This window comes from Caulobacter sp. GW822-FHT01G02 (genome assembly GCF_058802865.1).
Genome location: NZ_JBXAON010000005.1, coordinates 465,866 through 489,787 on the forward strand (window position 1 = coordinate 465,866; position 23,922 = coordinate 489,787).

19 protein-coding genes are annotated in these 23,922 nt (G+C 68.0%); 10 read left to right on the forward strand and 9 right to left on the reverse strand.

Going from position 1 to position 23,922, the window contains the following annotated elements; all coding sequences use genetic code 11:
• Positions 1-2: 2 nt before the first annotated feature.
• Both AC1RNC_RS17485 and kefF read right to left on the reverse strand, forming a co-directional pair.
• Positions 3-1,907, reverse strand: a complete 1,905-nt coding sequence (locus tag AC1RNC_RS17485; RefSeq protein ID WP_492887590.1) for a monovalent cation:proton antiporter-2 (CPA2) family protein — start codon at positions 1,905-1,907, stop codon at positions 3-5.
• Between the two features lie 5 nt (positions 1,908-1,912).
• Positions 1,913-2,521 (reverse strand): glutathione-regulated potassium-efflux system oxidoreductase KefF, encoded by a 609-nt coding sequence (kefF, locus tag AC1RNC_RS17490; RefSeq protein WP_492887591.1) that lies wholly within the window; start codon positions 2,519-2,521, stop codon positions 1,913-1,915.
• A gap of 171 nt (positions 2,522-2,692) precedes the next feature.
• Here kefF and AC1RNC_RS17495 point away from each other — a divergent pair, with 171 nt between their 5' ends.
• Together AC1RNC_RS17495 and AC1RNC_RS17500 are read left to right on the forward strand one after the other, a co-directional pair.
• On the forward strand, positions 2,693-3,421 hold the full coding sequence (locus tag AC1RNC_RS17495; RefSeq protein ID WP_492887592.1) for a CoA transferase subunit A: 729 nt from the start codon (positions 2,693-2,695) through the stop codon (positions 3,419-3,421).
• Positions 3,421-4,062, forward strand: coding sequence for a 3-oxoacid CoA-transferase subunit B (locus AC1RNC_RS17500; RefSeq protein WP_492887593.1), 642 nt, complete (start codon positions 3,421-3,423; stop codon positions 4,060-4,062). The genes AC1RNC_RS17495 and AC1RNC_RS17500 overlap by 1 nt, the downstream gene beginning before the upstream one ends.
• Here the strand turns inward: AC1RNC_RS17500 and AC1RNC_RS17505 are convergent.
• Together AC1RNC_RS17505 and AC1RNC_RS17510 are read right to left on the reverse strand one after the other, a co-directional pair.
• The gene (locus AC1RNC_RS17505; protein ID WP_492887594.1) at positions 4,059-5,051 is read right to left on the reverse strand and encodes a DJ-1/PfpI family protein; all 993 of its coding nucleotides are present in this window, start codon (positions 5,049-5,051) and stop codon (positions 4,059-4,061) included. The two genes, AC1RNC_RS17500 and AC1RNC_RS17505, sit on opposite strands and share 4 nt — an antisense overlap.
• A 78-nt stretch (positions 5,052-5,129) precedes the next feature.
• On the reverse strand, positions 5,130-6,704 hold the full coding sequence (locus tag AC1RNC_RS17510) for an ArnT family glycosyltransferase (RefSeq protein ID WP_492887595.1): 1,575 nt from the start codon (positions 6,702-6,704) through the stop codon (positions 5,130-5,132).
• 187 nt (positions 6,705-6,891) lie between these two features.
• On the opposite strand from AC1RNC_RS17510, the gene AC1RNC_RS17515 reads away from it, so the two are divergent.
• The 6 genes from AC1RNC_RS17515 to AC1RNC_RS17540 all read left to right on the forward strand — a co-directional run bounded on the left by AC1RNC_RS17515 (position 6,892) and on the right by AC1RNC_RS17540 (position 15,296).
• Entirely contained in the window at positions 6,892-9,306 is a 2,415-nt protein-coding gene (locus AC1RNC_RS17515; protein WP_492887596.1) for a TonB-dependent receptor, read from the forward strand.
• Positions 9,307-9,478: 172 nt separating this feature from the next.
• On the forward strand, positions 9,479-10,486 hold the full coding sequence (locus AC1RNC_RS17520) for an agmatine deiminase family protein (RefSeq protein ID WP_492887597.1): 1,008 nt from the start codon (positions 9,479-9,481) through the stop codon (positions 10,484-10,486).
• On the forward strand, positions 10,486-11,364 hold the full coding sequence (aguB, locus tag AC1RNC_RS17525; RefSeq protein WP_492887598.1) for an N-carbamoylputrescine amidase: 879 nt from the start codon (positions 10,486-10,488) through the stop codon (positions 11,362-11,364). The genes AC1RNC_RS17520 and aguB overlap by 1 nt, the downstream gene beginning before the upstream one ends.
• Positions 11,365-11,377: 13 nt before the next feature.
• Positions 11,378-11,905 (forward strand): GNAT family N-acetyltransferase, encoded by a 528-nt coding sequence (locus tag AC1RNC_RS17530; RefSeq protein WP_492887599.1) that lies wholly within the window; start codon positions 11,378-11,380, stop codon positions 11,903-11,905.
• Between the two features lie 279 nt (positions 11,906-12,184).
• Positions 12,185-14,212 carry a TonB-dependent receptor gene (locus tag AC1RNC_RS17535; protein ID WP_492887600.1) on the forward strand — a complete coding sequence of 676 codons (2,028 nt, stop codon included), beginning with the start codon at positions 12,185-12,187 and terminating at the stop codon, positions 14,210-14,212.
• A gap of 277 nt (positions 14,213-14,489) precedes the next feature.
• Complete coding sequence (locus AC1RNC_RS17540) at positions 14,490-15,296, forward strand: SapC family protein (RefSeq protein ID WP_492836248.1); 807 nt, start codon at positions 14,490-14,492, stop codon at positions 15,294-15,296.
• Positions 15,297-15,466: 170 nt separating this feature from the next.
• Here AC1RNC_RS17540 and AC1RNC_RS17545 read toward each other — a convergent pair whose 3' ends face one another.
• Entirely contained in the window at positions 15,467-15,859 is a 393-nt protein-coding gene (locus tag AC1RNC_RS17545; protein WP_099581833.1) for a hotdog family protein, read from the reverse strand.
• Positions 15,860-15,970: 111 nt separating this feature from the next.
• On the opposite strand from AC1RNC_RS17545, the gene AC1RNC_RS17550 reads away from it, so the two are divergent.
• Positions 15,971-18,130 carry a protein-disulfide reductase DsbD family protein gene (locus tag AC1RNC_RS17550; protein WP_492887601.1) on the forward strand — a complete coding sequence of 720 codons (2,160 nt, stop codon included), beginning with the start codon at positions 15,971-15,973 and terminating at the stop codon, positions 18,128-18,130.
• Here the strand turns inward: AC1RNC_RS17550 and AC1RNC_RS17555 are convergent, their stop codons facing one another.
• Together AC1RNC_RS17555 and AC1RNC_RS17560 are read right to left on the reverse strand one after the other, a co-directional pair.
• The gene (locus tag AC1RNC_RS17555; RefSeq protein ID WP_492887602.1) at positions 18,131-18,862 is read right to left on the reverse strand and encodes a DUF1353 domain-containing protein; all 732 of its coding nucleotides are present in this window, start codon (positions 18,860-18,862) and stop codon (positions 18,131-18,133) included. It lies immediately after the preceding gene.
• A gap of 85 nt (positions 18,863-18,947) precedes the next feature.
• Positions 18,948-19,442 (reverse strand): hypothetical protein, encoded by a 495-nt coding sequence (locus tag AC1RNC_RS17560; RefSeq protein WP_492887603.1) that lies wholly within the window; start codon positions 19,440-19,442, stop codon positions 18,948-18,950.
• A 106-nt stretch (positions 19,443-19,548) separates the two neighbouring features.
• On the opposite strand from AC1RNC_RS17560, the gene pgi reads away from it, so the two are divergent.
• Positions 19,549-21,168, forward strand: coding sequence for a glucose-6-phosphate isomerase (gene pgi / locus AC1RNC_RS17565; protein ID WP_492887604.1), 1,620 nt, complete (start codon positions 19,549-19,551; stop codon positions 21,166-21,168).
• A 6-nt stretch (positions 21,169-21,174) separates the two neighbouring features.
• Here the strand turns inward: pgi and AC1RNC_RS17570 are convergent, their stop codons facing one another.
• Both AC1RNC_RS17570 and AC1RNC_RS17575 read right to left on the reverse strand, forming a co-directional pair.
• Complete coding sequence (locus tag AC1RNC_RS17570) at positions 21,175-23,280, reverse strand: TonB-dependent receptor plug domain-containing protein (protein WP_492887605.1); 2,106 nt, start codon at positions 23,278-23,280, stop codon at positions 21,175-21,177.
• Between the two features lie 204 nt (positions 23,281-23,484).
• Positions 23,485-23,769: a hypothetical protein gene (locus AC1RNC_RS17575; RefSeq protein WP_492887606.1), complete on the reverse strand. Its 285-nt coding sequence runs from the start codon at positions 23,767-23,769 to the stop codon at positions 23,485-23,487.
• Positions 23,770-23,922 lie beyond the last annotated feature (153 nt).

A 23,922-nucleotide genomic window follows, 5' to 3' on the forward strand; every position in this document is an offset into this window, starting at 1 on the left:
GCCTACTCCGCTCCCTCCCGCTCGGCGCGCTCGCGCAGTTCCTCGTCCAGGCTGGCCGTGTCCCAGGCCCCGCCGGCGTCGCCTGGGCGCATGCGGTGGAGGTCGGCGTCCAGCAGGCGGTCCATGGTCTTGGCCGCGTCGCGCGAGGCCAGGATATAGGCCTCCTCCTGGCCCCACATCGGGCGCAGTTCCTCGAACACCCGGCGGTCGTGGCGACGGAAGAAGGCGGCCGCCCGGTGCGCCCGGTGAGCGCGGTAGCCCAACTTCTGCAAGGCGGTGGTCCCCAGGGCCAGGGCCGACTCGAAGGTCTCGCGCTCGACCGCGTCGGCGCCGTTGGCCAGCAGGTCGTAGGCGTGGCGACGGTCCCAGGCGCGGGCCAGGATCACGAGGTCTGGGAAGGCCTTGCGGGCGGTCTCGACCAGCTCGACGGTCTTTTCGCGGTCATCCAGGGCGACGATCAGCATCCGGGCCCGCTCGGCGCCGGCGGCGCGTAGCAAATCGAGGCGCGTGGCGTCCCCATAGTGCACCCGGCGGCCGAAGCGCTGCAGCAGCTCGATCTGCTCGATGTCGCTGTCGAGAACCGTCGACTTGAAGCCGCTGGCCTGCAGCAGGCGGCCGGTGATCTGACCGAAGCGGCCGAAGCCGGCGATGATGATGTCCGGCTCGCCCTCGTCGAAGGCGCCGGTGTCGGGGACGACGTCCGGGATCGCCGCATCCATCAGGGCGGCGACGCGTTCGTAGAGGATCATCGCGACGGGCGTCAGGGCCATCGAGACGGCGACCGCGGCGGTCAGCAGGGCCGCCAACTGCACGCCGATCACCCCCGCGCCGACCGTGAAGCTGAGCAGCACGAAGGCGAACTCGCCGCCCTGGGCCAGGGCCGTGGCCACCGCCATCGCCCCGCGCCTGGGCGCGCCGAACAGGCGGGCGATGCCGTACATGACGATGAATTTCAGCACCATCAGGCCGATGACGACGCCGAGCAGCTGCAACGGCTGGCGCGCCACCAGCGGCAGGTCGACGCCCGCCCCGACGGTGATGAAGAACAGGCCCAGCAGCAGGCCCCGGAAGGGCTCGATGTCGCTTTCCAGCTCGCGGCGGAACTCGCTCTCGGCCAGCACCACCCCGGCCAGGAAGGCCCCCAGGGCGGGCGACAGGCCGACGATCTGCATCAGGCTGGCGACCGCGACCACGATCAGCAGGGCGGCGGCGACGAAGATCTCGCGCAGGCGGGCCTTGGCGATGAAGCGGAACAGCGGCTGGACCAGATAGCGGCCGCCGCCGATCACTCCGGCGACGGCGGCGAACACCGACAGGGTCTGGGCCCAGATCGGCAGGTGGGCCACGAGACTCCCGCCGCCATGGCCGCCGCCGCCCGCCGCGTGGCCCGCCGCGCCGGTGGCCAGCAGTGGCAGCAGGGCGAACATCGGAATGACCGCCAGGTCCTGCAGCAGCAGCACCCCAAAGGCGGCGCGCCCGACGGGGCCTTGCCGGAGCCCCTTCTCGTCCAGGGTCTGGAGCACGATCGCGGTCGAGGACATGGCCAGCACCAGGCCCACGGCCAGGGCCGTCTGCCAGGGCAGGCCCAGCGCCAGAGCGGCGGCGGCGATGGCCAGGGCCGTGCCCAGCACCTGGGCCCCGCCCAGCCCGAAGATGGCCTTGCGCATGTCCCACAGCATCGAGGGCTGCACCTCGAGGCCGATCAGGAACAGCAGGATGACGACGCCGAACTCGGCGAACTTCATGACGTCGGCCTGGTCGCCGACCAGGGACAGCGCGAACGGGCCGATGACCACGCCGGCGATCAGGTAGCCCAGCACCGAGCCCAGCCCCAGCCGCTTGGCGATCGGCACCGAGACGACGGCCGCGCCCAGATAGACCAGGGTCTGGGTGAGAAAGTTCTCCATGCGTCTTATGTCTCCGCCTTGCCGGTAACCCGGGACGCCGGCAGCAGCGAGGCCACCCGCGCCTTGTAGCGCTCAGCCTCGGCCTTCAGGGCGGCGTCGTCCTTCACGGAGGCGCCGTGAACCACGAACGGCGTCTCCCACTCCATGCCGCACAGGTGGGCGGTCTGCTCCAGCGGTCGCAGGAACTCGTCCATGCTGAACCGGTTGTAGCCGTGCATATGGTACGCCTTGGCGCTGGCGCCGGTGGAGCAGGCCACGAACAGCTTCTTGCCCTTCAGCGCGACGCCGTCCTCGCCATAGGCGAAGCCGTGCAGCCAGACCAGGTCCAGCCACTCCTTCATCAGGGCCGGGGTCGAGTACCAGTAGAGCGGAAACTGCAGGGCGATGACGTCGTGGGCCAGCAGGGCCGCCTGCTCGGCCTCGATGTCGACCGCGAAGTCCGGATAGATCTCGTAGAGATCCTTGAAGGTGACGCCCGAGAGGCCCTTGGCCGCCTTGGCCAGGGCGCGATTGGCGCGAGACCGTTCAAGCGCGGGGTGGGCCAGCACGAGGAGCACGCCGGAGGCGGTCCTTGGGGTGGCGGGCGTCACGGAGCCGGTGCTAGCGTCGGTCATCAGGCGACCCTTTCGGAAAATAATTCATCAAGGGTTGAATTTTTTCGCGGCTCGGGCGACACGGTTCGCCAAGAGCCAAACAGGTGCGGCGAGGCAGCCTTTTCATCCGTTACGGATAAACAGGCCGACCCCGTTCGGGATAGCCCGCGAGCTCGGGAATAGGGAGACACCATGGTCGACAAGGTGAAGAAGGACGCCGTCGAGGCCCTCGCCGGGCTGTTGTTCGACGGCATGACCATCATGGCCGGGGGCTTTGGCCTCTGCGGCATTCCGGAGAACCTGATCGCGGCGATCCGCGAGGCTGGGACGAAGGACCTCACGGTCATCTCCAATAATTGCGGCGTCGACGGCTTCGGCCTGGGGATCCTGCTGGAGAACCGCCAGATCAAGAAGATGATCTCGTCCTATGTGGGCGAGAACAAGCTGTTCGAACAGCTCTACCTCAGCGGCGAACTGGAACTTGAGTTCAATCCGCAGGGCACGCTGGCCGAACGCATCCGTGCGGGCGGAGCGGGCATCCCGGCCTTCTTCACGCGCACCGGCTACGGCACCCTGGTGGCCGAGGGCAAGGAAGTGCGCGAGTTCGACGGCGAGATGTACGTGATGGAGCGCGGCCTGACCGCTGACCTCGCGATCGTCAAGGCCTGGAAAGGCGACGCCGAGGGCAACCTGATCTACCGGAAGACCGCCCGGAACTTCAATCCGATGATGGCCACGGCCGGCCGGAAGACCGTGGTCGAGGTCGAGCAGCTGGTCGAGATCGGCGCTCTGGACAAGGACGCCATCCATACCCCCGGCATCTATGTCGATTTCATCGTCAAGGGCGCCAGGTTCGAGAAGCGCATCGAGCGGGTGACCACCCGTCCAAAGGAAACCGCCGCCGCTGGAGTTGAAGTCTGATGGCCTGGACCCGTGACGAAATGGCGGCCCGCGCCGCCAAGGAGCTGCAGGACGGCTTCTACGTGAACCTTGGGATCGGCATCCCGACCCTGGTGGCCAACTACATTCCCGAGGGCATGTCCGTGACGCTGCAGAGCGAGAACGGCATGCTGGGCATGGGCCCCTTCCCCTACGAGGGCGAGGAGGACGCCGACCTGATCAACGCCGGCAAGCAGACGATCACCGAGTTGGACTCGAGCTCGTATTTCAGCTCGTCGGACAGCTTCGCCATGATCCGCGGCGGTCACATCGCCCTGTCGATCCTGGGCGGCATGCAGGTGTCCGAGACCGGCGATCTCGCCAACTGGATGGTGCCCGGCAAGATGGTCAAGGGCATGGGCGGGGCCATGGACCTGGTGGCCGGCGTCAAGCGCGTGGTGGTGGTCATGGACCACTGCGAGAAGTCGGGCGCGCCGAAGCTCTTGAAGGCGTGCTCGCTGCCGCTGACGGGCGCGGGTGTCGTGGATCTGCTGATCACCGAACTGGGCGTCTTCGAGATCAACCGCGGCAAGACGCCGGTGAAGCTGATCCAGCTGGCCCCAGGCGTGACCGTCGACGAGGTCAAGGCCAAGACCGAGGCCGCGTTCGAGGTCGCGGTCTAGTCGCGCTTCAGCCAGTAAGGGTGCTCCATCGTCAGCGCCACACAACGCGCCGTCGCCTTGCCATAGGCGGCGGCGATGTCGTTCAGGATGGTGGTCGGATCGCCCGTGTCCGCCGCCACCGTCCGGCTCGGCCGGGGAAGCTTCGCCGGCGCGATCACCGCCAGGCCGTGTTTCGACACCGCATCCCGACTGGCGAAGGCTTCCGAGCGGTTGGTCCGTGACCAGGCGTCCAGAGCCGCGCCGAAGGCCAGCTCGTCGAAACCGTCCTCGATCGACACCGCCACCTTCTCGCCGCGCCAGGCGTTGGCCCAGCCCGAGAGGCCGGCCAGGGCCGCGTCGCCGCCCACCCTAAACGCCGCGCCGTCATGGGTCTGGACCGGAAGCGGGACCCGCAGCCGCGCGGCGGTGGCCTGCATCACCTCCTCCCCGGCGAGGTCGCGCAGCAGGGCGAGGCTCGCCGGGATTGAGGCCGTCACTCCGGCGGTGGTGGTCACGGGACCATCGACGATCCAGCGGCGGTCCTTGCGCCAGCGCACCTTGGGATAGGCCTTGCCCAGGCGCGCCATCTCGAACCAGTGGGTGGTGGCCTCGCGGCCGTCCAGGAGGCCGGCGCGGGCCAGGGTCTCGGCCCCGGCGCAGATCGCGACGATGCGGACGCCCGCCCTGGCCTGCTCGCGCAGCCAGGCGTCGCGGGCAGGGTCATAGGCCGGCATCATGAACGGCGCCACGATGACGTCCGGCCGTCTGCCTAGCGTGGCGTAGGTCGTCTGCGGACGGATCCAGGCCCGGCCCGGCATCAGCCGAACCGGCGCCAGGCTGGGCGCGATCACCCTGACATCCACCGATCCGGATCCGGCCAGCACGGCGTAGGGCGCGATCAGGTCGGTGGTCTCGGTCCCGCGTGGCTCGGCCAGGATCACCACCAGCGGCTTGGCCCAGGCGGGCGCGCCCGCGACTAGGGCCAACAGGAACACGAACAGGCGCAGCATCGGGACCTCCCTTCGAACACGTGGGAAGTCTCGGTGATGGCGGCGCTTAAGAAAGGACGGTTATCCCTCGAAACCTGCCTAGGGCTTCCGCTTCGGCTCCGGCGGCAGGCCCGTCACCGGATCGCGGGGCAGGGGGGCGAAGCCTTCGGCGATGAACAGATCGATCCGGCGCGAGCGCTTCTTGTCGAGGCGCACGCGGCTGATCTGCATGCCGGAGGTCGCCTTGAAGTCCTGCTCGATCTCGGGCCGGTAGCCGCCTTCCAGGCTGACGATCAGGGCGCGGCGGCCGTAGTCGGCGTCGAGTGGGGCCTCGGTCTCGGCCTGGTTCTGCGGTTGGGCCTCGTGCACCCACATCCGCAAGGGCGGCGCGCCCGGCTGGCCGAAATAGTCGCGGCCGTAATAGGCGGCGGCGTTGTAGACGAAGCGATCGTCCATCGCGACGGCGCTGAGCGGGCCGCGCAGAGCCTGCTCCTCGCGCGAGCGCTCGATGATCGCCTGGACGGTCTGGTCCCAGCCGCGCACGCGCTTGAAGCCGTTCGACAGGCCCACGGCGTCGGCGGCCTTCGGGTTGACCATGCAGACCACGAAGAAGGCGGCGAAGAGGGCCTCGAAGGCGAGGCCCGCGATCAGCCAGCGCCGGGCGTTCCAGCGCAGCAGCCAACCGGCCGACAGCACCGACCCCGCGACGAAGGCGGCCCCGGCCCAGTTGGCGTTGGCGCGCGAGACGAAGGCCTCGCCGGCCACGATGATCAGCGGCGGCGCGCAGAAGCAGAGCAGCAGGAGATCCGGCGACTGAAGCTTTTTCTTCACGCCCAGCCAGACCGCGCCGCCCAGCAGCACGGCGAACGGCACGGGACCGAACACGCCGAACTGCGAGGCGACGAACTCGATCAGCTCACGGAAATTGAACAGCTGATGCGAACCCCAGTTGGCGTTCGAGGCCGTGTGCTTGACCGTCGCGAAATGGTGGCTGGCGTTCCAGGCGAAGTTGGGGGCCAGGGTCAGGACGAAGGCCGTGACGAACAGCACCGCCGCGGCCGGGCACCAGCGCTTGCGGGCCTCCTTCGAGATGGCGAAGTGGATCACGATGCTGCCCAGGGCGTAGACGGCGGCGTACTTGGACAGGAAGGCCAGGCCCAGGGCCACGCCCATGCCGGCGGCGACGAAGTAGCGGCGCGGCGCGGTCTCCTCGGCCAGGGCGACATAGGCCCAGATCGTCAGCGACAGGAAGAACAGCAGCGGCGCGTCGGTGGCCATCAGGCCCGACGACAGCACCACGCCCGGCATCAGGCTGTAGATCGCCGCCGCGACCAGACCCGTCCAGCCGCCGTAGAGCTTGCCGGCGATGCGGTGGACCACCAGGGCGGTCGCGCCGTGCAGGAGCGGGGCGGAAAGTCGCACCCAGGCCTCGGCGTCGCCGCCGACATGGGTCGTGGCCCAGATCAGCCAGGCGATCATCGGCGGCTTGGAGAAGTAGCCGAACGCCAGCTCGCGCGACCACAGCCAGTACTGGGCTTCGTCCGGGTACAGCTCAAGAGGCGTCGAAAACAGGGCGATCAGCCGCGCCAGCGTGAGCGCGGCGACCATCATCAGCATCAGGCGCCAGGCGCGGGACTCGATCGAGAATCTCGAAGATTCGTGTGCGGTTACCATGACGCCTAACTAGCCAAGTAAGAAAAATTTGACCAATTCTTCCGCGTTATCCGCCCTTTATGACAGTTTGGGGGAGGGCGTGGCCTTTCCGTCACCAAACCTTCTAAAACTTTCGCTAAACGGCCCCCAACGATGCTCATCCATGCCGTCCACGGCAGGCGTGTCGAATAATGAGGGGATCTTCAAGATGAATATGAGAAATTTCGCCCTGGCGACGACCGCGCTGGTCGGTTGCCTGATGGCCAGCGGCGCCGCGATGGCGCAATCGACGGGTTCGGACGCTGTTGAACAAGTCGTCGTCACCGCCACGACCCTGAAGAACCAAAATGGCGCGATCGTGTCGCAGACGGTTCCGAAGTCGCGTTCGACCATCACCCAGGAATTCATCTCCCGCCAGGTGCCGGGCCAGACCATTCTGGACTCGCTGAACCTTCTGCCGGGCGTCAACTTCACCAACAACGACGCCTACGGCTCGGCCGGCGGCGACATTTCCATCCGCGGCTTCGACAGCCAGCGCATCGCCCTTCTGCAAGACGGTATCCCGCTGAACGACAGCGGCAACTACGCCATCTATCCGAACCAGCAGATGGACTCGGAACTGATCGCCAAAGTTGACGTCAACACCGGCACGACCGACGTCGACAGCCCGACGGCCGCGGCCGCTGGCGGCACCGTCAACTACGTGACCCGCAAGCCGAACGAACAGTTCAGCGGCGTCGTGGAAGCCCAAGCCGGCGACGGCAACTTCCGCCGCTTCTTCGCCGTGATCGACACCGGCAAGGTCGGCCCGTGGGGCACCAGCGCCTGGTTCAGCGCCGCTGACGCCATCAACGACGTCTTCAACGGCCCGGGCAAGATCCACAAGAAGCAGTATAACGCCCGCATCTATCAGCCGATCGGCGACAACGGCGACTTCATCAGCCTGATCGCCAACTACAACCAGAACCGCAACAACTTCATCAACCGCATGTCGCTGGCCGCCTTCAATGCGGGCACCGGCATCGGCTACAGCCGCGCGACCTGCACCCGTCCGACCGCCGTGGCCGGCACCGCCCAGATCGATACGAACGCGGGCACCTGCTACAAGTACAACATCAACCCGTCGAACACGGGCAACATCCGCGGTCAGTCGCTGTTCCACATCGGTGACAGCTTCATCCTGACCGTCGACCCCTCGTTCCAGTACGTGCTGGCCAACGGCGGCGGCCGCGCCCTGTTCAACGAAAGCGGCGCCACGACGGGCAGCGGCCTGATCCGCGGCAGCGCGCTGACCGGCGGCCAGGACCTGAATGGCGACGGCGACATCCTCGACACCGTCCTGCTGTACTCGCCGAACACGACGAACACCCGCCGCTACGGCGTCACCTCGTCGCTGATCTGGAAGTTCTCGGACAGCCAGAGCTTCCGCGCCGCCTACACCTACGACGAAGCGCACCACCGCCAGACCGGCGAGTACACGACCTTCAGCAGCGACACGACGCCGAACAGCGTCTTCGGCGGCAAGGACGGCTACGGCACGCCGATCAAGCTCTCGGACGGCAGCATCCTGCGCAAGCGTGACCGCGTCTCGGTCGCCACCCTGAACCAGTTCTCGGTCGAGTACCGCGGCAAGTTCATGGACGACAACCTGCTGGTCAACGCCGGCCTGCGCGCCCCGTTCTTCAAGCGTGAGCTGAACAACTTCTGCTATCAGGCCGACACCTTCAACGCCTACTGCACCAATCAGGCCCCGACGGCCGTGGCGGGTACGGACGATGGCTTCGGCCAGACCCTGGTCACCCTGCCGGGCCAAGGCGCGACCCAATACGGTCGTCCGCGCCAGTTCACCCGCAAGTACGACAAGGTCCTGCCGAGCGTGGCCGCCAGCTACCAACTGGCTGACCACCAGTCGGTCTACATCAGCTACGCCCAGACCCTATCGGCTCCGCGTACGGACGACCTGTACGACCGGAAGGCCACGAACCCGCAGCCGGAAATCACCGACTCGTTCGACATGGGTTATCGCTTCCAGTCGCCGACTGTCCTGTTCAGCGCCGCGGTGTGGTTCGCTCAGTTCAACAACCGCATCGAGCGCGCGTTCAACGAGCAGGACAACATTGCCTTCTCGGTCAACGTCGGTGACGTGAAGAAGAAGGGCTTCGACGCCCAACTGGGCTTCAAGCCGGAAGACTATCTGAGCTTCTACGCCTCGTTCTCGTACCAGGACTCGGAACTGCAAGAGAACATCCCGGGCACCGCCCTGGGCTCGCTCCTGCTGACCAAGGGCAAGGAACTGTACGAAGCGCCGAAGTACCAAGGCGCTGCCCGCGTTGACTGGGACATCACTGACGCTCTGAGCCTCGGCGTTCAGGCCAAGTACGTCGGCGAGCGCTGGACCAACCTGACCAACACCGAAAAGGCCCCGCACTACGCCCTGCTCGACATGGACGTGCGCTACGCTCTGGACGGTTTCGGCCTGAAGGGCACCTACTTCCAGGTCAACGTGAAGAACCTGGGCAACGAGAAGTACCTGGGCGATCTGGCGGTGAACCCGTCGGGCACCGGCCTGGGTCAGCCGGGTTCGCCGCGCACGATCAGCGCGACGATCCACGCCGCTTTCTAAGCGACGCGATCCAAGACCAAGGACGAGGGCGGCCCGGTTTCCGGGCCGCCCTTTTTCTTTGTCATCTAGGCCTGATAGTTAGGCGACGCTTGACCCGGACCCCTTGACCCGGACTCCTTTGGGGGCCATCTGCGCCCCCTTTCGTTTTTCCCCGTCTCTATTGGGCTTTCGAATGACCGTCACCGTCCCCGCCGAGTGGGCTCCGCACCGCGCCATGTGGGTGGGTTTCCCAAGCCATGCCGACCTCTGGCAGGAGAATCTGGAACAGGCGCAGCAGGAAGTCGCCGACCTGGCCCGCGCCCTGGCCGGCCCGGGCGGCGAGCGCGTGCGCCTGATGGTGGTCGGCGACGAGGCCGAGGCCGCCGCCCGCGCCCTGCTCTCCGACACCACGGTCGAGATCGTCCGCGGCCAGTTCGGCGACATCTGGCTGCGCGACACCGGGCCGATCTTCGTCGACGATAAGGGCTCGGCGCGCGCGGCCGGTTTCCAGTTCAACGGCTGGGGCGGCAAGTACAGCCTGGAGGGCGACGACATCGTCGCCGAGCAGATCGCCGCCGCCTCGGGCGCGCCGCTGGTCCGCAACCCCTTCATCCTCGAGGGCGGCGCGCTGGACCACGACGGCAACGGCACCATCCTGACGACGCGCCAGTGTCTGCTGAACGCCAACCGCAACACCGGCTGGGACGAAGCCGCGGCCACGGCCGCCCTCGCCGACGCCCTGGGCGCCAAGAAGGTGCTGTGGCTGGGTGACGGCCTGCTGAACGACCACACCGACGGCCACGTCGACAACCTGGCCCGCTTCGTCGCGCCGGGCGTCGTGGCCTGCCCGATGGGCTTCGGCGCGAACGACCCGAACGCCGAGGTCTATGCCGAGACCGCCCGCATGCTGGCCGGCATGACCGATAGCCGCGGCTCGCCGCTGCAGGTCGTCCGCATCCCGTCGCCGGGCCTGATCCTGGACGAGGACGGCGAGCCGATCCCGGCCTCGCACATGAACTTCCTGATCGCCAACGAGGCGATCATCGTGCCGATCTACGCCGAGGAGTCGGGGGCCTTCGCCGTCGAGGTGATCAAGGGCGTGTTCCCGGAGCGTCAGGTGATCGGCCTGCCGTCCACCGCCATCCTGACCGGCGGCGGTTCGTTCCACTGCATTTCCCAGCAAGAGCCGGAGACCGCCTGATGGCCCGCACGCTCAGCGTCGCCGCGATCCAGACCTCGTATGGCATGGACCTGCAGGCCAACATCAAGAAGACGGAAGCCTTCATTCGTGAAGCGGCGTCCAACGGCGCGCAGGTCGTCCTGCCGTCGGAGCTGTTCCAGGGCCCGTACTTCTGCGTCGCCCAGGAGGAGCGGTGGTTCGCCGAGGCCCATCCGTGGCGCGAGCACCCGGTCGTCAAGGCCATCGCACCGCTGGCCGGCGAGCTGGGCGTGGTGATCCCGATCTCGATCTACGAGCGCGAGGGGCCTCACTACTTCAACAGCCTGGTCATGGCCGACGCCGACGGGTCGCTGCTGGGCGTCTATCGCAAGAGCCATATTCCGGACGGTCCGGGCTATATGGAGAAGTACTATTTCCGGCCCGGCGACACGGGCTTCAAGGTCTGGGATACGCGCTTCGGCCGTCTGGGCGTCGGCATCTGCTGGGACCAGTGGTATCCGGAGGCCGCCCGCGCCATGGCCCTGATGGGCGCCGAGGCCCTGTTCTATCCGACCGCCATCGGCAGCGAGCCGCATGACTCCAGTCTGGACACCGCCCTGCCGTGGCGTCGGGCCATGCAGGGCCACGCCGTCTCGAACGTGATCCCGGTGGTCGGCGCCAACCGTATCGGCTTCGAACCGTGGGACGGCTATCCGAACGGCGGCCAGACCTTCTATGGCTCCAGCTTCATCGCCGACCATCGCGGCGATCTGGTCAGCGAGTTGGGGCGCGCCGACGAGGGCCTGGTCAACGCCACCTTCGATCTGGACTTCCTGACGACGCACCGCGCCGCCTGGGGCTTCTTCCGTGATCGCCGGCCAGAGTTCTACGCCGCCCTGGCCACCGGTCGGCCTGCTTAGTGGAGAGCTTGGCATGATTTCCACCGACCGCCTGGTCCTGCGTCCGGCGGTCGACGCCGATCGCGACGCCATCGCCACCATGAACGGCGATGCGCGAGTCGGCGCCTGGCTGGGCGGCGTGCGCGGTCGGGCCGAGAGCGACGCCTTCGTCGACCGGGTTCAGGCTCATCAGGCCGAGCACGGCTTCGGCTTCTGGGTCGTCGAGCGCCAGGCCGACGCGCGCGTGGTCGGCATGACCGGCCTCTGGTGGGTTCCGCCCGAGATGGCCATGCCTAAGACGGTCGAGATCGGCTGGCGCTTCCATCCCGAGGCCTGGGGTCAGGGCTACGCCACCGAGGCGGCGAAGGCGGCGTTGGCCTACGGCTTCGAGACCCTGCGCCTGCCCGAGATCATCGCCTTCACCGCCCGTACGAATCTGGCCTCGCAGAGCGTCATGCGGCGGATCGGCATGAGCCATGACCCGGCGCGCGACTTCGACCATCCGGGCGTGGCGGAAAGCGATCCGCTGCGCGCCCACGTGGTGTTCGTGGCGCGCGCCTAGGCCCGCGCCTTGGCCAGATCGGCCATGAAGCCCGGATCGTCATGCCGCCGCGTGACCCTGGCCGAACCCAGGCCGCGCAGCCGGCCAGGGCCAGGCCCGAAGCGGCGGCGGCGATGAGCGCGAAACGGGTCATCGGATGCTTCCGCATGGTCATTCGCCCACACAGGGGCGGGAAAGTCGCGCGTCGAGAGAAAGCGGATTGACGCGAAGATATGTTATTTCATAACGCGCTCTCGCGGCCGCGCCTCCGGCCAAGTTTCAGTCGTTTCAGGACCGCCCATGCTTCGTCGCGTCGCCTTTTCCGCCGCGAGTCTCGTCGCGCTCGCCGCCGCCGTTTCCGCCCACGCCGAGGAGCCGGCCGCTGACCAGCAAGCCAACCAGGTCGACAAGGTCGTCATCACCGCCGCCCCCTATGCGGTGTCGCTGGATACGGTGACCAGCAGCGTCAACATCGTGACCCGCGACCAGTTGGACGTCGCCCCGCCCGCCGGCCTGGGCGACATGTTGAACGGCCAGCCGGGTCTGCGCTCGACCTTCTACGGTCCCGGCGCCAGCCGCCCGGTGATCCGCGGCCTGTCGGGTCCGCGGGTGATGGTGCTGCAGAACGGCGTCGGCCAGGTCGACGCCTCGTCGCTGTCGCCCGACCACGCCGTGGCCTCCGATCCGGGCGAGGCGTCGCGGGTGGAAGTGCTGCGTGGTCCCTCGACCCTGGCCTATGGCGGCTCGGGCATCGGCGGCGTGGTGAATATCATCGACGACCGGGTGCCGTCGTCGGCCCCGGCCAACGGCTTCGAAGGCCGCCTGGCCGGCTCGGTCTCGTCGGTCGACGACGGCAAGTCGATCAACGGTTCGGCCAAGTTCGGCAAGGGTCCGCTGGTCTTCGCCATCGACGCGGATCACCGCGAGAGCAGCGACTACGACGTTCCGACCGCCCCGGTCTCGGCCCGGCTGGCCAAGGCCAACGGCCTGACCGTCGATCCGGAGAAGAAGGTTCGCAACGCCGACGTCGAGGTCGACGCCTACGGCGCGGGCGTCTCCTACGTCCACGACAGCGGCTTCTTCGGGGTCTCGGTCAAGAAGATCGATACGACCTACGGCGTGCCCTACGAGCAGATCCTGGCCCCGATCGATCCGAACGCCGAAGGCCCGGTGTCGATCCACCTGCAGCAGACCCGCTACGACGTGCGCGGCGAGCAGGATGTCGACCTCGGCCCGTTCGACAAGGTCCGCCTGTCGGTCGGCCACGCCAAGTACGAGCACGCCGAGATCGGCGTCGACAGCGGCGAAGTCGGCACCCGCTTCCTGTCGAACGGCACAGAGGGCCGCGTCGAACTGGTGCAGAAGGAACGCGACGGCTGGCAGGGCGCGGTGGGCTTCCAGGCTCTGAAGCGCCACTTCGAGGCCATTGGCGACGAGGCCTTCGTGCCCTCCACCGACATCAAGGAATACGGCGTCTTCACCCTGCAGCGTCTGGACAAGGGCGACTGGGGCGTCGACGCGGGCCTGCGCTTCGACAGCCGCGAGCTGAAGACCAGCTTCGCCGACAAGACCTTCGACAATGTCTCGGGTTCGCTGGGCGTGTTCTACAAGCCCGCCGAGCACCAGTTCGTGGCCCTGACCGTGTCGCGCAACGGCCGCGCCCCGACCGAGGCCGAGCTGTTCGCCGACGGCCCGCACCCCGGCACCGGCGGCTACGAGGTCGGCGACGCCGACCTGAAGTCCGAGAAGGTGGTCTCGGTCGAGGCGACCTATCGCTACACCGGCGATCGCCTGCGCGCCGAAGCCCACCTGTGGGGCGCCCAGTACAACGGCTTCATCGAGGAGGCCCGCACGGGCGCCGTCGAGGATGGCCTGCCGGTGTTCCAGTACAGCCAGACCGACGCCAAGTTCCACGGCGCCGAGGCCGAGGCCTCCTACGTCGCCTGGCGCGAGGGCGAGCGGTCGCTGAAGCTGGAAGGCTCGTACGACTGGGTGTGCGGCTCGACCGACCTGGGCGTGCCGGCCCGCGTGCCGCCCTGGGCCGTGACCGGCCGCGCCATCTGGAGCACCACGCGCCTCGAGGTCCAGGGCGAGGTCCGCCGCGTGGCCAGCCAGAACCGCGTCGCCGCCTTCGAGCTGCCGACCGACAGCTACACCCAGGTCAACGCCATGGTGACCTACAAGCCGATCGCCGATTCCGGCCTTCGCGTGTTCATCGACGGCCGCAACCTGACCAACGAGACCATCCGCGAGCACGTCTCGTTCCTGAAGGACTTCGCGCCCTCGCCGGGCCGCTCGGTCCGCGCCGGTTTCGCCTGGCGCTTTTAGCGCCGGGTCGAGGAGCGGCCCTCTCCGTCAGCCCCCAGAGAGGTGCCGCCGCGCGCCGGAGCCTGGCCCCCTTCCGCCAGGCTCCGGACTGCGTCTCGCTCCGCGAGGCGGATATCAAGCTTAACCGCTCGCGCGCCCGTTGAATAACGGCCGTCGAGCGTCTCTATGACGGCGGTCCAGATTGCCGGTTCTTTTTGGATCGGCTAGAACGCCGGACCCTTTGCGGTCGTCTTGAAGCGTTCGAGCGTCCGTTTCTTATTTTGTCGCAGAGCTCTTCATGGAAACGAACCAGTCCGCCGGCCAGATCTCCGGCAACGTCCTGTTCTACAATTCGCCGGAGCCGTTGAACCGCGAACAGCACGCCAAGCTGGCCCTGGTCCACAAGGAAAAGCCGTACGCCTTCGCCGCCGCCGGCACCGCCGTGCCGCTGACGGTCTCGGAATTCGGTCCGGCCGCCCTGACCTTCCCGGTGATCTTCGCCGGTGAAGACCGCGTGCCGCTGGCCGTGATGGGCCTGAACAACGCCGAGAACCTGTTCATCGGCGCCGACGGTTCGGTCGAGCCGAACGTCTACATCCCGGCCTATATCCGCCGCTATCCGTTCGTGCTGGCCAATGACGACGGCCAGGACCGCCTGATCGTCTGCATCGACCGCGGCTCGGAGCTGCTGAGCGAGCAAGGCCAGACCCCGCTGTTCGACGCCAAGGGCGAGCCGACCGAATACACCCAGCAGTGCATCAAGTTCTGCGACGACTTCGAGCTGGAGCGTCGCCGCACCGATTCGTTCGTCGCCCTGCTGAAGGAACTGGACCTGTTCGAACTGAAGAAGGCCACCTTCCAGCCGCAGGACGAAACCGGCGCCGCCGCTGGCGAACCGGTCACTGTCGCCGAGTACTACGGCGTTTCGGAAGAGAAGCTGAACGCCCTGCCGGCCGCCAAGCTCAAGGAACTGCAGGAAAACGGCGCCCTGGCCCAGATCTACGCGCACCTGGTGTCGCTGCTCGGCTGGGACCGTCTGGTCAACAAGACCATGATGCGTCAGGCCGAAGCCGAGACCGCCGCCGCCGCCGCGAACCTGAACTAAGGTTCGGCGAGCGCTGAAGACAAGAGGGCGGCGGGGCTTCGGCTTCGCCGCCCTTTTTCTTGGCCGCGGCTAGAGCATCACCGATCCAACTGGATCGGTGAAATGCTCTAGCATCTTGTTTTGACGCATTTTCTGACGACGAACCGGTATCCACTTCGTCGGAAATTGCTCTACCGCGCGAAGATGCTGCGGGTCAGGCAGGAAAAGACCAGGCGGCCGGCCTCGTCGAGCAGGTCGTGCTGGGCGATGACGATGCCCTTGCCCTCGCCGACCGGGTCCTTGCCCATCACGGTCATGCGGCCGCGCAGCAACTCGCCGACGGGCGGGTTGCGCATCCAGCGCAGCGCGTCGACGCCCAGGCGCTTGGTCTGCGGCCAGGCGGCGCTGGCCTCGCCGTCGAGGCGTGTCCAGATGGCGAAGACCATGCCGTCCGGGGCGCCGTTCTCGACCGGCCAGCCGGGGGTGAAGGCGGCGATGAAGGCGTCCAGCGCCTTGCCGTCCACGGCCCGCGAGCCCAGGTTCACGACCTGGCCGATCTCGATGTCGTCGAACGCGGCGGGCATGGGTCTCTCCGGGTGATTCCGTATTCGACTGTCGGCTGCGTCTTCGCCATTGTCGAGCCGGCTAGGCCGGGCCATGTGTTCGTCCGCAGACTTTTCCTTCCGGACCCGCGCATGTTCCTCAAGAGAGCCGTCCTCGCCCTGCAAGCCTTGCTGGCCGCGAGCCTTCTGGCGGGCGCCGCGCTGGCCGGGCCGGTGGTCAATTCCGGGCATATCCAGTCCGAACTGGTCGCCCAGGAGACGGGAATCGCGCCGGGCGGCACGGTCTATGTGGCCCTGCGCCAGAAGATCATTCCCGGCTGGCACACCTATTGGCGCAATCCGGGCGACGCGGGCGAGGCGACCAAGATCACCTGGACCCTGCCCGCCGGCTGGAAGGCCGGGGACATGGTCTGGCCGACGCCGAAGACCGCCAGGCTGGGTCCGTTGCTGGACTACGCCTACGAGGGCGAGGTCTTCATTCCCGTGCCGATCACCGCGGCGGCGGACGCCCAGGTCGGGACGACGATCAGCCTGACCGCCGACGTCTTCTACCTGGTCTGCGAACAGGTCTGTGTGCCGGAGGAGGCCAAGCTCTCCCTGCTGCTGCCGGTCGTGGCCGCGCCGGCCGCCGATCCCAAGTGGGGGACGGTCGTCGGTGACGTCCTGGCCAAGGCGCCCAAGCCGGCCGGTCTGAAGGCGGTGTTCAAGCTGGACGGCCAGGCCCTGAAGCTGGCCGTCACCGGGGAAGCCCTGAAGGGCGCTGACATGGCTGGCGCCTATTTCTTCCCCTATTCGCCCAAGGCCATCGAGCACGCCGCCGACCAAGTCGTCGATCGCGGCCCCGAGGGCCTGACCCTGTCGCTGAAGCCGGGCTACGACTTCGTCGGCGGCGGGATCGCGCCGGCCGAGGTGGCCGGCGTCATCGCGACCAAGGCCGGGGCCTGGGAAATCACCGCGACGCCGGGCGACCCGCCCGCGACCGCCGCGGGGATGGGGCCGCCGCCCGCCGAGAAGGCCGCCGGGGACGGCAAGACCTCGGGCGGTCTGGCGGGCGCCCTGCTGTTCGCCTTCGTCGGCGGGCTGATCCTGAACCTGATGCCATGCGTTTTCCCAGTGCTGTCGATGAAGGCGGCCAGCCTGGCCGGTCACGCCCACGACGCCGGCAAGGCCCGCCTGCAGGGGCTGGTGTTCCTGCTGGGCGTCGTCTCGACCTTCATGGCTCTGGCCGGCCTGTTGCTAGTGGTGCGCGCTGGCGGCGCGGCGGTGGGCTGGGGCTTCCAGCTGCAGTCGCCGCTGGTCATCGCGGGCTTGAGCCTGCTGATGCTTCTGGTCGCCCTGAACATGTCGGGCGTCTTCGAGATCGGGACCTCGGTGCAGAACGTCGGCTCGGGCGCTTCGGCCCAGGGCGGCGCGACCGGGGCGTTTTTCACCGGCGCCCTGGCTGTCGTCGTGGCCGCGCCCTGCACCGCGCCGTTCATGGCCGGCGCCCTGGGCTACGCCCTGACCCAGCCGCCGGTCGTGGCGCTGGCGGTGTTCCTGGCCCTGGCCCTCGGCTTCGCCGCCCCGTTCGTGGCGGTGGCCTTCATCCCTGGCCTCCTGAAGTTGTTGCCGCGTCCCGGCGCCTGGATGGACGTGCTGAAGAAGGGCCTGGCCTTCCCGATGTACGGCGCGGCCCTGTGGCTGGCCTGGGTGTTCGCCCAGCAATCGGGTCCGATCGCCCTGGGCCAGCTGCTGGCCGCCGGCGTGCTGGCCGCCTTCGGCGCCTGGCTCCATGGCGTCGCCCAGAACCGCCGCGCGGCGGGCAAGGGCGGGGCCGTCTCGACCGTGATCGCTTTGCTGGTGGTGGCCGGCGCCATCGCCCTGGCCGCTTCCGGCGCCCTGGCCGCCCAGCCGCCGAGCGCCGCCGCCGCCGCCGCCGGTGAGGCCGCGCCCTCGGGGCCTGGCCTGACCGCGGAAGCCTGGTCGCCGGAGAAGGTGAAGGCGCTGCAGGCCGAGGGCCGGCCGATCCTGGTCGACTTCACCGCCGCCTGGTGCGTGACCTGTCAGGTCAACGAAAAGGTCGCTCTCTCGGGTTCGAAGGTCGCCGAGGCCTTCAAGGCCCGGAACGCGGTCTATCTGAAGGCCGACTGGACCAATCGCGACCCGGTCATCGCCAAGGCCCTGGCCGAGTTCGACCGGGTCGGCGTACCGCTCTACGTGGTCTATCCGAAGGGCGGCGGCGCGCCGGTCATCCTGCCCCAGTTGCTGACCGAGGGCCTGGTGATCGAGGCGATCGAGAAGGCGGGGGCCTAGTTACTTCTTCTTGTCGCTGCCGAACGGCAGCTTGTCCTTGACCTTGTCCAGCGGGGTCTTGGTCACGACCAGCGGCGGCGGAATCACCGGGGCGTTGACCTTGACCGGATAGGCCCGCCAGCCGGTCTGGATCAGGGCGCCGAAGCCCTGGCACTTGGGCAGGTATCGGACCATGCCGGTGCGCGGCTTGGCGAACGGCGCGGGCTGCACGAGATCCTGGCGCTTGGGATCGACGAAGCGCCAGTCGGTCGGCAGGCCGTAGCCCTTCTCGCCGCCCAGCCGCACGGCCTGATAGGCGAGATTGGCCTGGAAGGGCGTGACGCCGTATTTCAGCATGGCCCGCAGGAAGATCTGGTCGGCCTCCTCGCGCTTGCCCGGTTCGCCGATCGTGTAGAGCCAGTCGTGGACGATGGCGGCGCGCGCCGTCGGGCCCTGAGGATCGACGAAGCCCTGGCCGTACCAGGGCACGCTGGCGAAGTCGGTGACGTACCAGCGCGGCACCACGATCACCTTGCCGGTCTCGACGTCGCAATAGGGGAACTCGGCGTCCAGGGTGAACAGCTTGCGGCCGTCCTTGGTCTGGTTGAACAGCATGATCGGCTGCGGCGTCAGCGAACTGGGAAGCACCGGCGCGACGACCGGCACGAAGACGGTGGTGTTCGTCTCGCTGGCGCAGGCGGCGAGGAGCAGGCCGGAGCCGACGACGGCGGCGAGGGTCTTGGTGCGGGACATCGAGCCGGGGAGAGCAGGAAGGGTCAGGGCGATCTTCTGAGCGCCCGGCGGTCAGGTATCAAGCGACAATGGCGAAGTTTCGGCCTTAGGCCGCCGGTTGGGGCGGCGCGGTGATCACTTCGACATTGTCGTTCAGCAGATAGGCCATGTCGCGCAGGGCCAGGTCCTGGGCCTTGATCGTCGTGGCCGCGCCGACGGCGGCGAGCTTCTCGGGCAGGTCCTGGCTGATGCCGCGCAGGATGCACTTGAGATCGTCGACCGCGCCGCGTTCCTTCAGAGTCACGTGGCCCTTCATGTCCAGCGCCGAGAGGTCGCCGATCCGGGTGGAGAACGCATCGAAGCTCTTCAGCTTCGTCGCCGCGCCGGCCGGGTCGGCCTTGGCCAACGTCTTGCGGTAGCCTTCCGTCTCGGCCTTCAGCTGCCTGGCGCGCTTGACGATGTCGAGGAACAGCGGCTCGCCGGCGACCGACTGGGGAACGGAGGGCTGTTGCAGGACGGCTGGCGCTGGCCCGATAGCTTGCCCGGGATTGAACGAGGCCATCCAGAGCATGGCGGAAAAGGCGACGGCGTCACAGGACATGGGGGACTCCCGCAAAAAACGTCATTGGTCTGCCATGACGTGGCGGCAGGTGTTTGATAAGCCCGGTTTCGTAAACGCCGATTTACCAAGATTCAGAGGACTACCGATGGCCGATCTCGACGCCGCCTGGACCCGCCTGGAAACCGCCGCCAAGGCCGCGGGCGAACAGCGCATCGTCGACTTCTTCGCGGCCGAGCCTGACCGTCTGGATCTGCTGACCCTCGACGTCGCCGGCCTGCACCTGGATCTGTCCAAGCAGGCCTGGGACGAGGCCGGGCTGGAGGCCGCCCTCGACCTGGCCCACGCGGCCGATGTCGAAGGCGCACGGACCCGGATGTTCGGCGGCGAGGCGATCAATTCGTCCGAGGGCCGCGCCGTGCTGCACACCGCCTTGCGGGCTCCGGCGGACGCGGACTTCAAGGCCCTGGGCCAGCCGGTGATGGCCGAGGTCGAGGCCGTCCGCCAGCGGATGAAGGCCTTCGCCGAGGCCGTCCGGTCGGGCCAGATCAAGGGCGCGACCGGCAAGCCGTTCAAGGCGATCCTGCATATCGGCATCGGCGGGTCGGACCTCGGCCCGCGCCTGCTGTGGGACGCCCTGCGACCCGTGAAGACCCAGATCGACCTGCGGTTCATCGCCAATGTCGACGGCGCCGAATTCGCCCTGACCACGGCCGACATGGACCCCGAGGAGACCCTGGTCATCGTCGTCTCCAAGACCTTCACGACGCAGGAGACCCTGGCCAACGCCGGGGCCGCGCGCGCCTGGCTGGCCGCCGCCCTGGGAGAGGACGGCGCCAATCAGCACCTGGCCGCCATCTCGACCGCCTTGGACAAGACCGCCGCCTTCGGCGTGCCGGACGAGCGGGTGTTCGGCTTCTGGGACTGGGTCGGCGGCCGCTATTCGCTGTGGTCGTCGGTCAGCCTGTCGGTGGCCGTCGCGGCGGGGTGGGACGCGTTCCAGGGCTTCCTGGATGGCGGCGCGGCCATGGACGCGCACTTCCGTTCCGCGCCGCTGGACAAGAACGCCCCGGTGCTGGTGGCCCTGGCCCAGATCTTCAATCGCAACGGCCTGGACCGCCGCGCCCGCTCCGTCGTGCCCTATTCGCACCGCCTGCGCCGCCTGGCGTCGTTCCTGCAGCAGCTGGAGATGGAATCGAACGGCAAGTCGGTCGGTCCGGATGGCCAGCCCGCCAAGCGGGGCACGGCCACGGTGGTGTTCGGCGACGAGGGGACGAACGTCCAGCACGCCTATTTCCAGTGCATGCACCAGGGGACCGACATCACGCCGATGGAGCTGATCGGCGTCGCCCGGTCGGACGAGGGGCCGGCCGGCATGCACGAGAAGCTGCTGTCGAACCTGCTGGCCCAGGCCGAGGCCTTCATGGTCGGTCGGACCACGGAGGATGTCGTCGCCGAGCTCACCGCCAAGGGCGTGCCGGAGGCCGAGATCGCCACCCTGGCCCCGCAGCGGACCTTCGCCGGCAACCGACCCTCGACCCTGCTGCTGCTGGAGCGCCTGACGCCCCAGACCTTCGGCGCCCTGATCGCCCTCTACGAGCACAAGACCTTCGTCGAAGGCGTGATCTGGGGGATCAACAGCTTCGACCAGTGGGGCGTCGAGCTGGGCAAGGTGATGGCGGGTCGCATCCTGCCCGAGCTGGAGAGCGGCGCGACGGGCCAGCATGACCCGTCGACCACGGCCTTGATCCGGCGGCTGAAGAAGTAGCCGCCGCTAGAACGTCTTGCGCACCCGCAGGCTGACGAAAGTGCGCGGGTTGATGGCGCGGTCCTCGACATAGGCCACGGCCCGTTCCGGCGCGCGGTTGGCGAACACCGTGCGGCGGATGGTGTAGTCGTCCCAGATGTTCAGCTGGGCGCGGATCGCCAGGGTCGGGGTCGGCTTGTATTCGGTGAAGGCTTCGTAATAGTTCGAGCCGCGCCACACGTTGGTCTGGTCGACGTCGTAGGTGCCCTGGCCCAGCAGCGGCAGCCAGTTGATCCCCCACTGGATGCGGCGCCTGGGCAGGTCCTGCTGGAAGCCGATATTGGCCTGGGTCGGGCGCACCTTGGTGATCGGACGATCCTTGCCGGTCGTCGGATCCTTCACGTGAGTCTCGTTCCAGTCGTTCTTGAACGTGAAGCGGCCGCCCTTGACGCCCAGCTTGTCGGTCGGCACCACGATGTTCAGCGACAGGCGGTCCAGCGTGCCGTCGCCGATATTGCCGGTGGCCGACAGGTTGTCCGGCAGCGGCAGGCGGTCGATCACGCCGATGATCTCGTCGTGGCGATAGGTGATCGAGATGACGCCCTCGCCCCAGAAGCGGCGCTCGTAGCCGATCTCGCTGATCCAGCGCTGCTCGGGCTTGAGGTCGACATTGCCGCCATAGACGGTCTCGTCCTCCAGGTCCGACGAGGCGGCGAAGTCCTCGAAGTCCAGCTGGCCCAGCTCGCGCTCGAACCGCACGCGCAGCTGGTTGTTGGCCACCGGCGTCCAGGTCGCCAGGAAGCGCGGCTTGGCGTAGAAGAAGCTCTTCTCGTTGCTGGCGTCGCCCGACTGCTTGATCGTCGACTTCTCCAGCCGCAGGCCGCCCTCCAGCGTCAGCTTGGGGTTCACCCGCCAGGTGGCCTTGGTGAAGGCCTCGCCGCGCAGCTCCTCGACCTTGACCGAGGCCGAGGGCAAGGGAACGCCCACGCCGCCGACCGAATAGGCCTGCTTCACGTCCAGCATGTTGTAGGCGACTTCGGCCCCGGCCTCGATCGTGATGGCCTTGGAGAAGTCGTGGCGCAGCAGGCCGCGCAGGATCGACTCGGAGTCGTCGCCGTCGGCGGTGAAGCGCTGCTGCGGGCTGGCCGCGCCGTTCAGGGTCTCGTCGCTGGTCGAGGCGTTGTCGAAATTCTCGAACGAGTACATCGCCCGCGTCTCCAGGGCCCACTTCGGCGCCAGGGGGCGGGTGTAGGTCAGGCCCAGCTCGGTGGTGTGGCTCTCCTCGGCATAGTCGCTGCGGCGCAGGGCGACGGGCGAGCTCAGCTGCTGCCACTGCTGCCAGTCGTTGACGCCGAAGCGCGCCGTGGCTTCCAGCTTGCCGCCCTTGAACGGGGTCGACAGGTTGCCGCGAACGCCGCGCCCGCCGCCATAGCCGTCGTTCAGGTACTTCTCGTCGCGGATCAGCTTGCCGGTCCCGTCGTGGCGCACATTGGTGCCCGGGCCGTTGCTGTCGCTGCTGCTCATGCTGTCGCTGAGCGTCACGCTCCAGGTCTTGTCGCCATTGGTGGCGGTGAACTGGTAGTTGCCGCCGTAGAGGTCCTGGCCGCCGTCGAACAGCATGGCGTTCCAGGTCAGGATCGACTGCCGGCTGACGCCCTTCTTCAGGATCACGTTCACGATCACCGAATAGCCCTGCATGTCGACGCCCGGGGCGCCGCCGCGGATCAGCTCGATGCGCTCGACCCGGTTGGCCGGGATGCGGCCCAGCACGTTGGAGCTGGTGTCGTTCTTCGACGCCGGGCGGTCGCCGTTGATCAGGACGTTGCCGACCGCGCCCTCGAAGCCGCGCGTCCCGGCGCCGTCGTTGATGATGAAGCCCGGCACCCGGTTGACCATGTCCTGGGCGGTGTTCGGACGCTGGGCGGCGAAGAATTCCGGCTGGAACACCAGCACCCCGCGCTGGCTGGCGTCGTCCAGCGGCGCCTTGTCGGTCGGGCCGGTCGGCACCGGGTTCTGGGCGGCCTCCTGGCCGGCGGGAATCGGAGTGGCCGGCGCCTTGTCGGCGTCGCCGGCGTGAGCCGCGCTGGCGATGCATAGCATGGCCGCAGTGGCCATCAGCATGGTCTTGGTCATCAACTTTCCCCTCGGTACGGGAAGCTGTGACGGCGTAGGGTCTTCATCTCAAGTTACAAGACCGAAAGGTGCGTTACTTCGCGGTTATATTACAGGGCGTTCATCTTTCTATACCGGCGGCTCATGTGGATAAATCTGGCCGCGCCCCGCGCTCGACTTAAGAAATCATTTACAGGACCGGGGCGGATCGCGACTGAACGGCGATTACTTGGCGCGTTGGCGCGCCTCGGTCGCCAGGCGATCCAGCACCGGCGTGCGGCTGGGGGCCAGCAGTTCGGCCCGGCCCTCGGCGAAGATCCGCCGGTTCTCGGCGCAGGTCGCCCGCATGATCGCCAGCTCCGCCGGCGGGACCTTGTCGGCCAGCGCCTCGGCCTCGCGCTCGGCCTGGGCCGTGATCCGCTCCAGGTCGTCATAGAAGTCGAGCAGCGTCCGGGTGCGCGAGACGACGTGACGGGGGCGCTTGCGACGCGGGGGCTTGGACTTGGGCATGGGGTTCTCCTGTCTCTTGCTGCTCCGCCCCTTGCGGGGGCGGACGACCGCGCGGCGGTCAGGTGGGGGCAAGGGGGATCGGCTTCACGCGGCGCGGCCGCTGAAGGCGTGTGGGGAGGCGACGGAGCGGCCGGGCGAACCCGGAGACCGTAG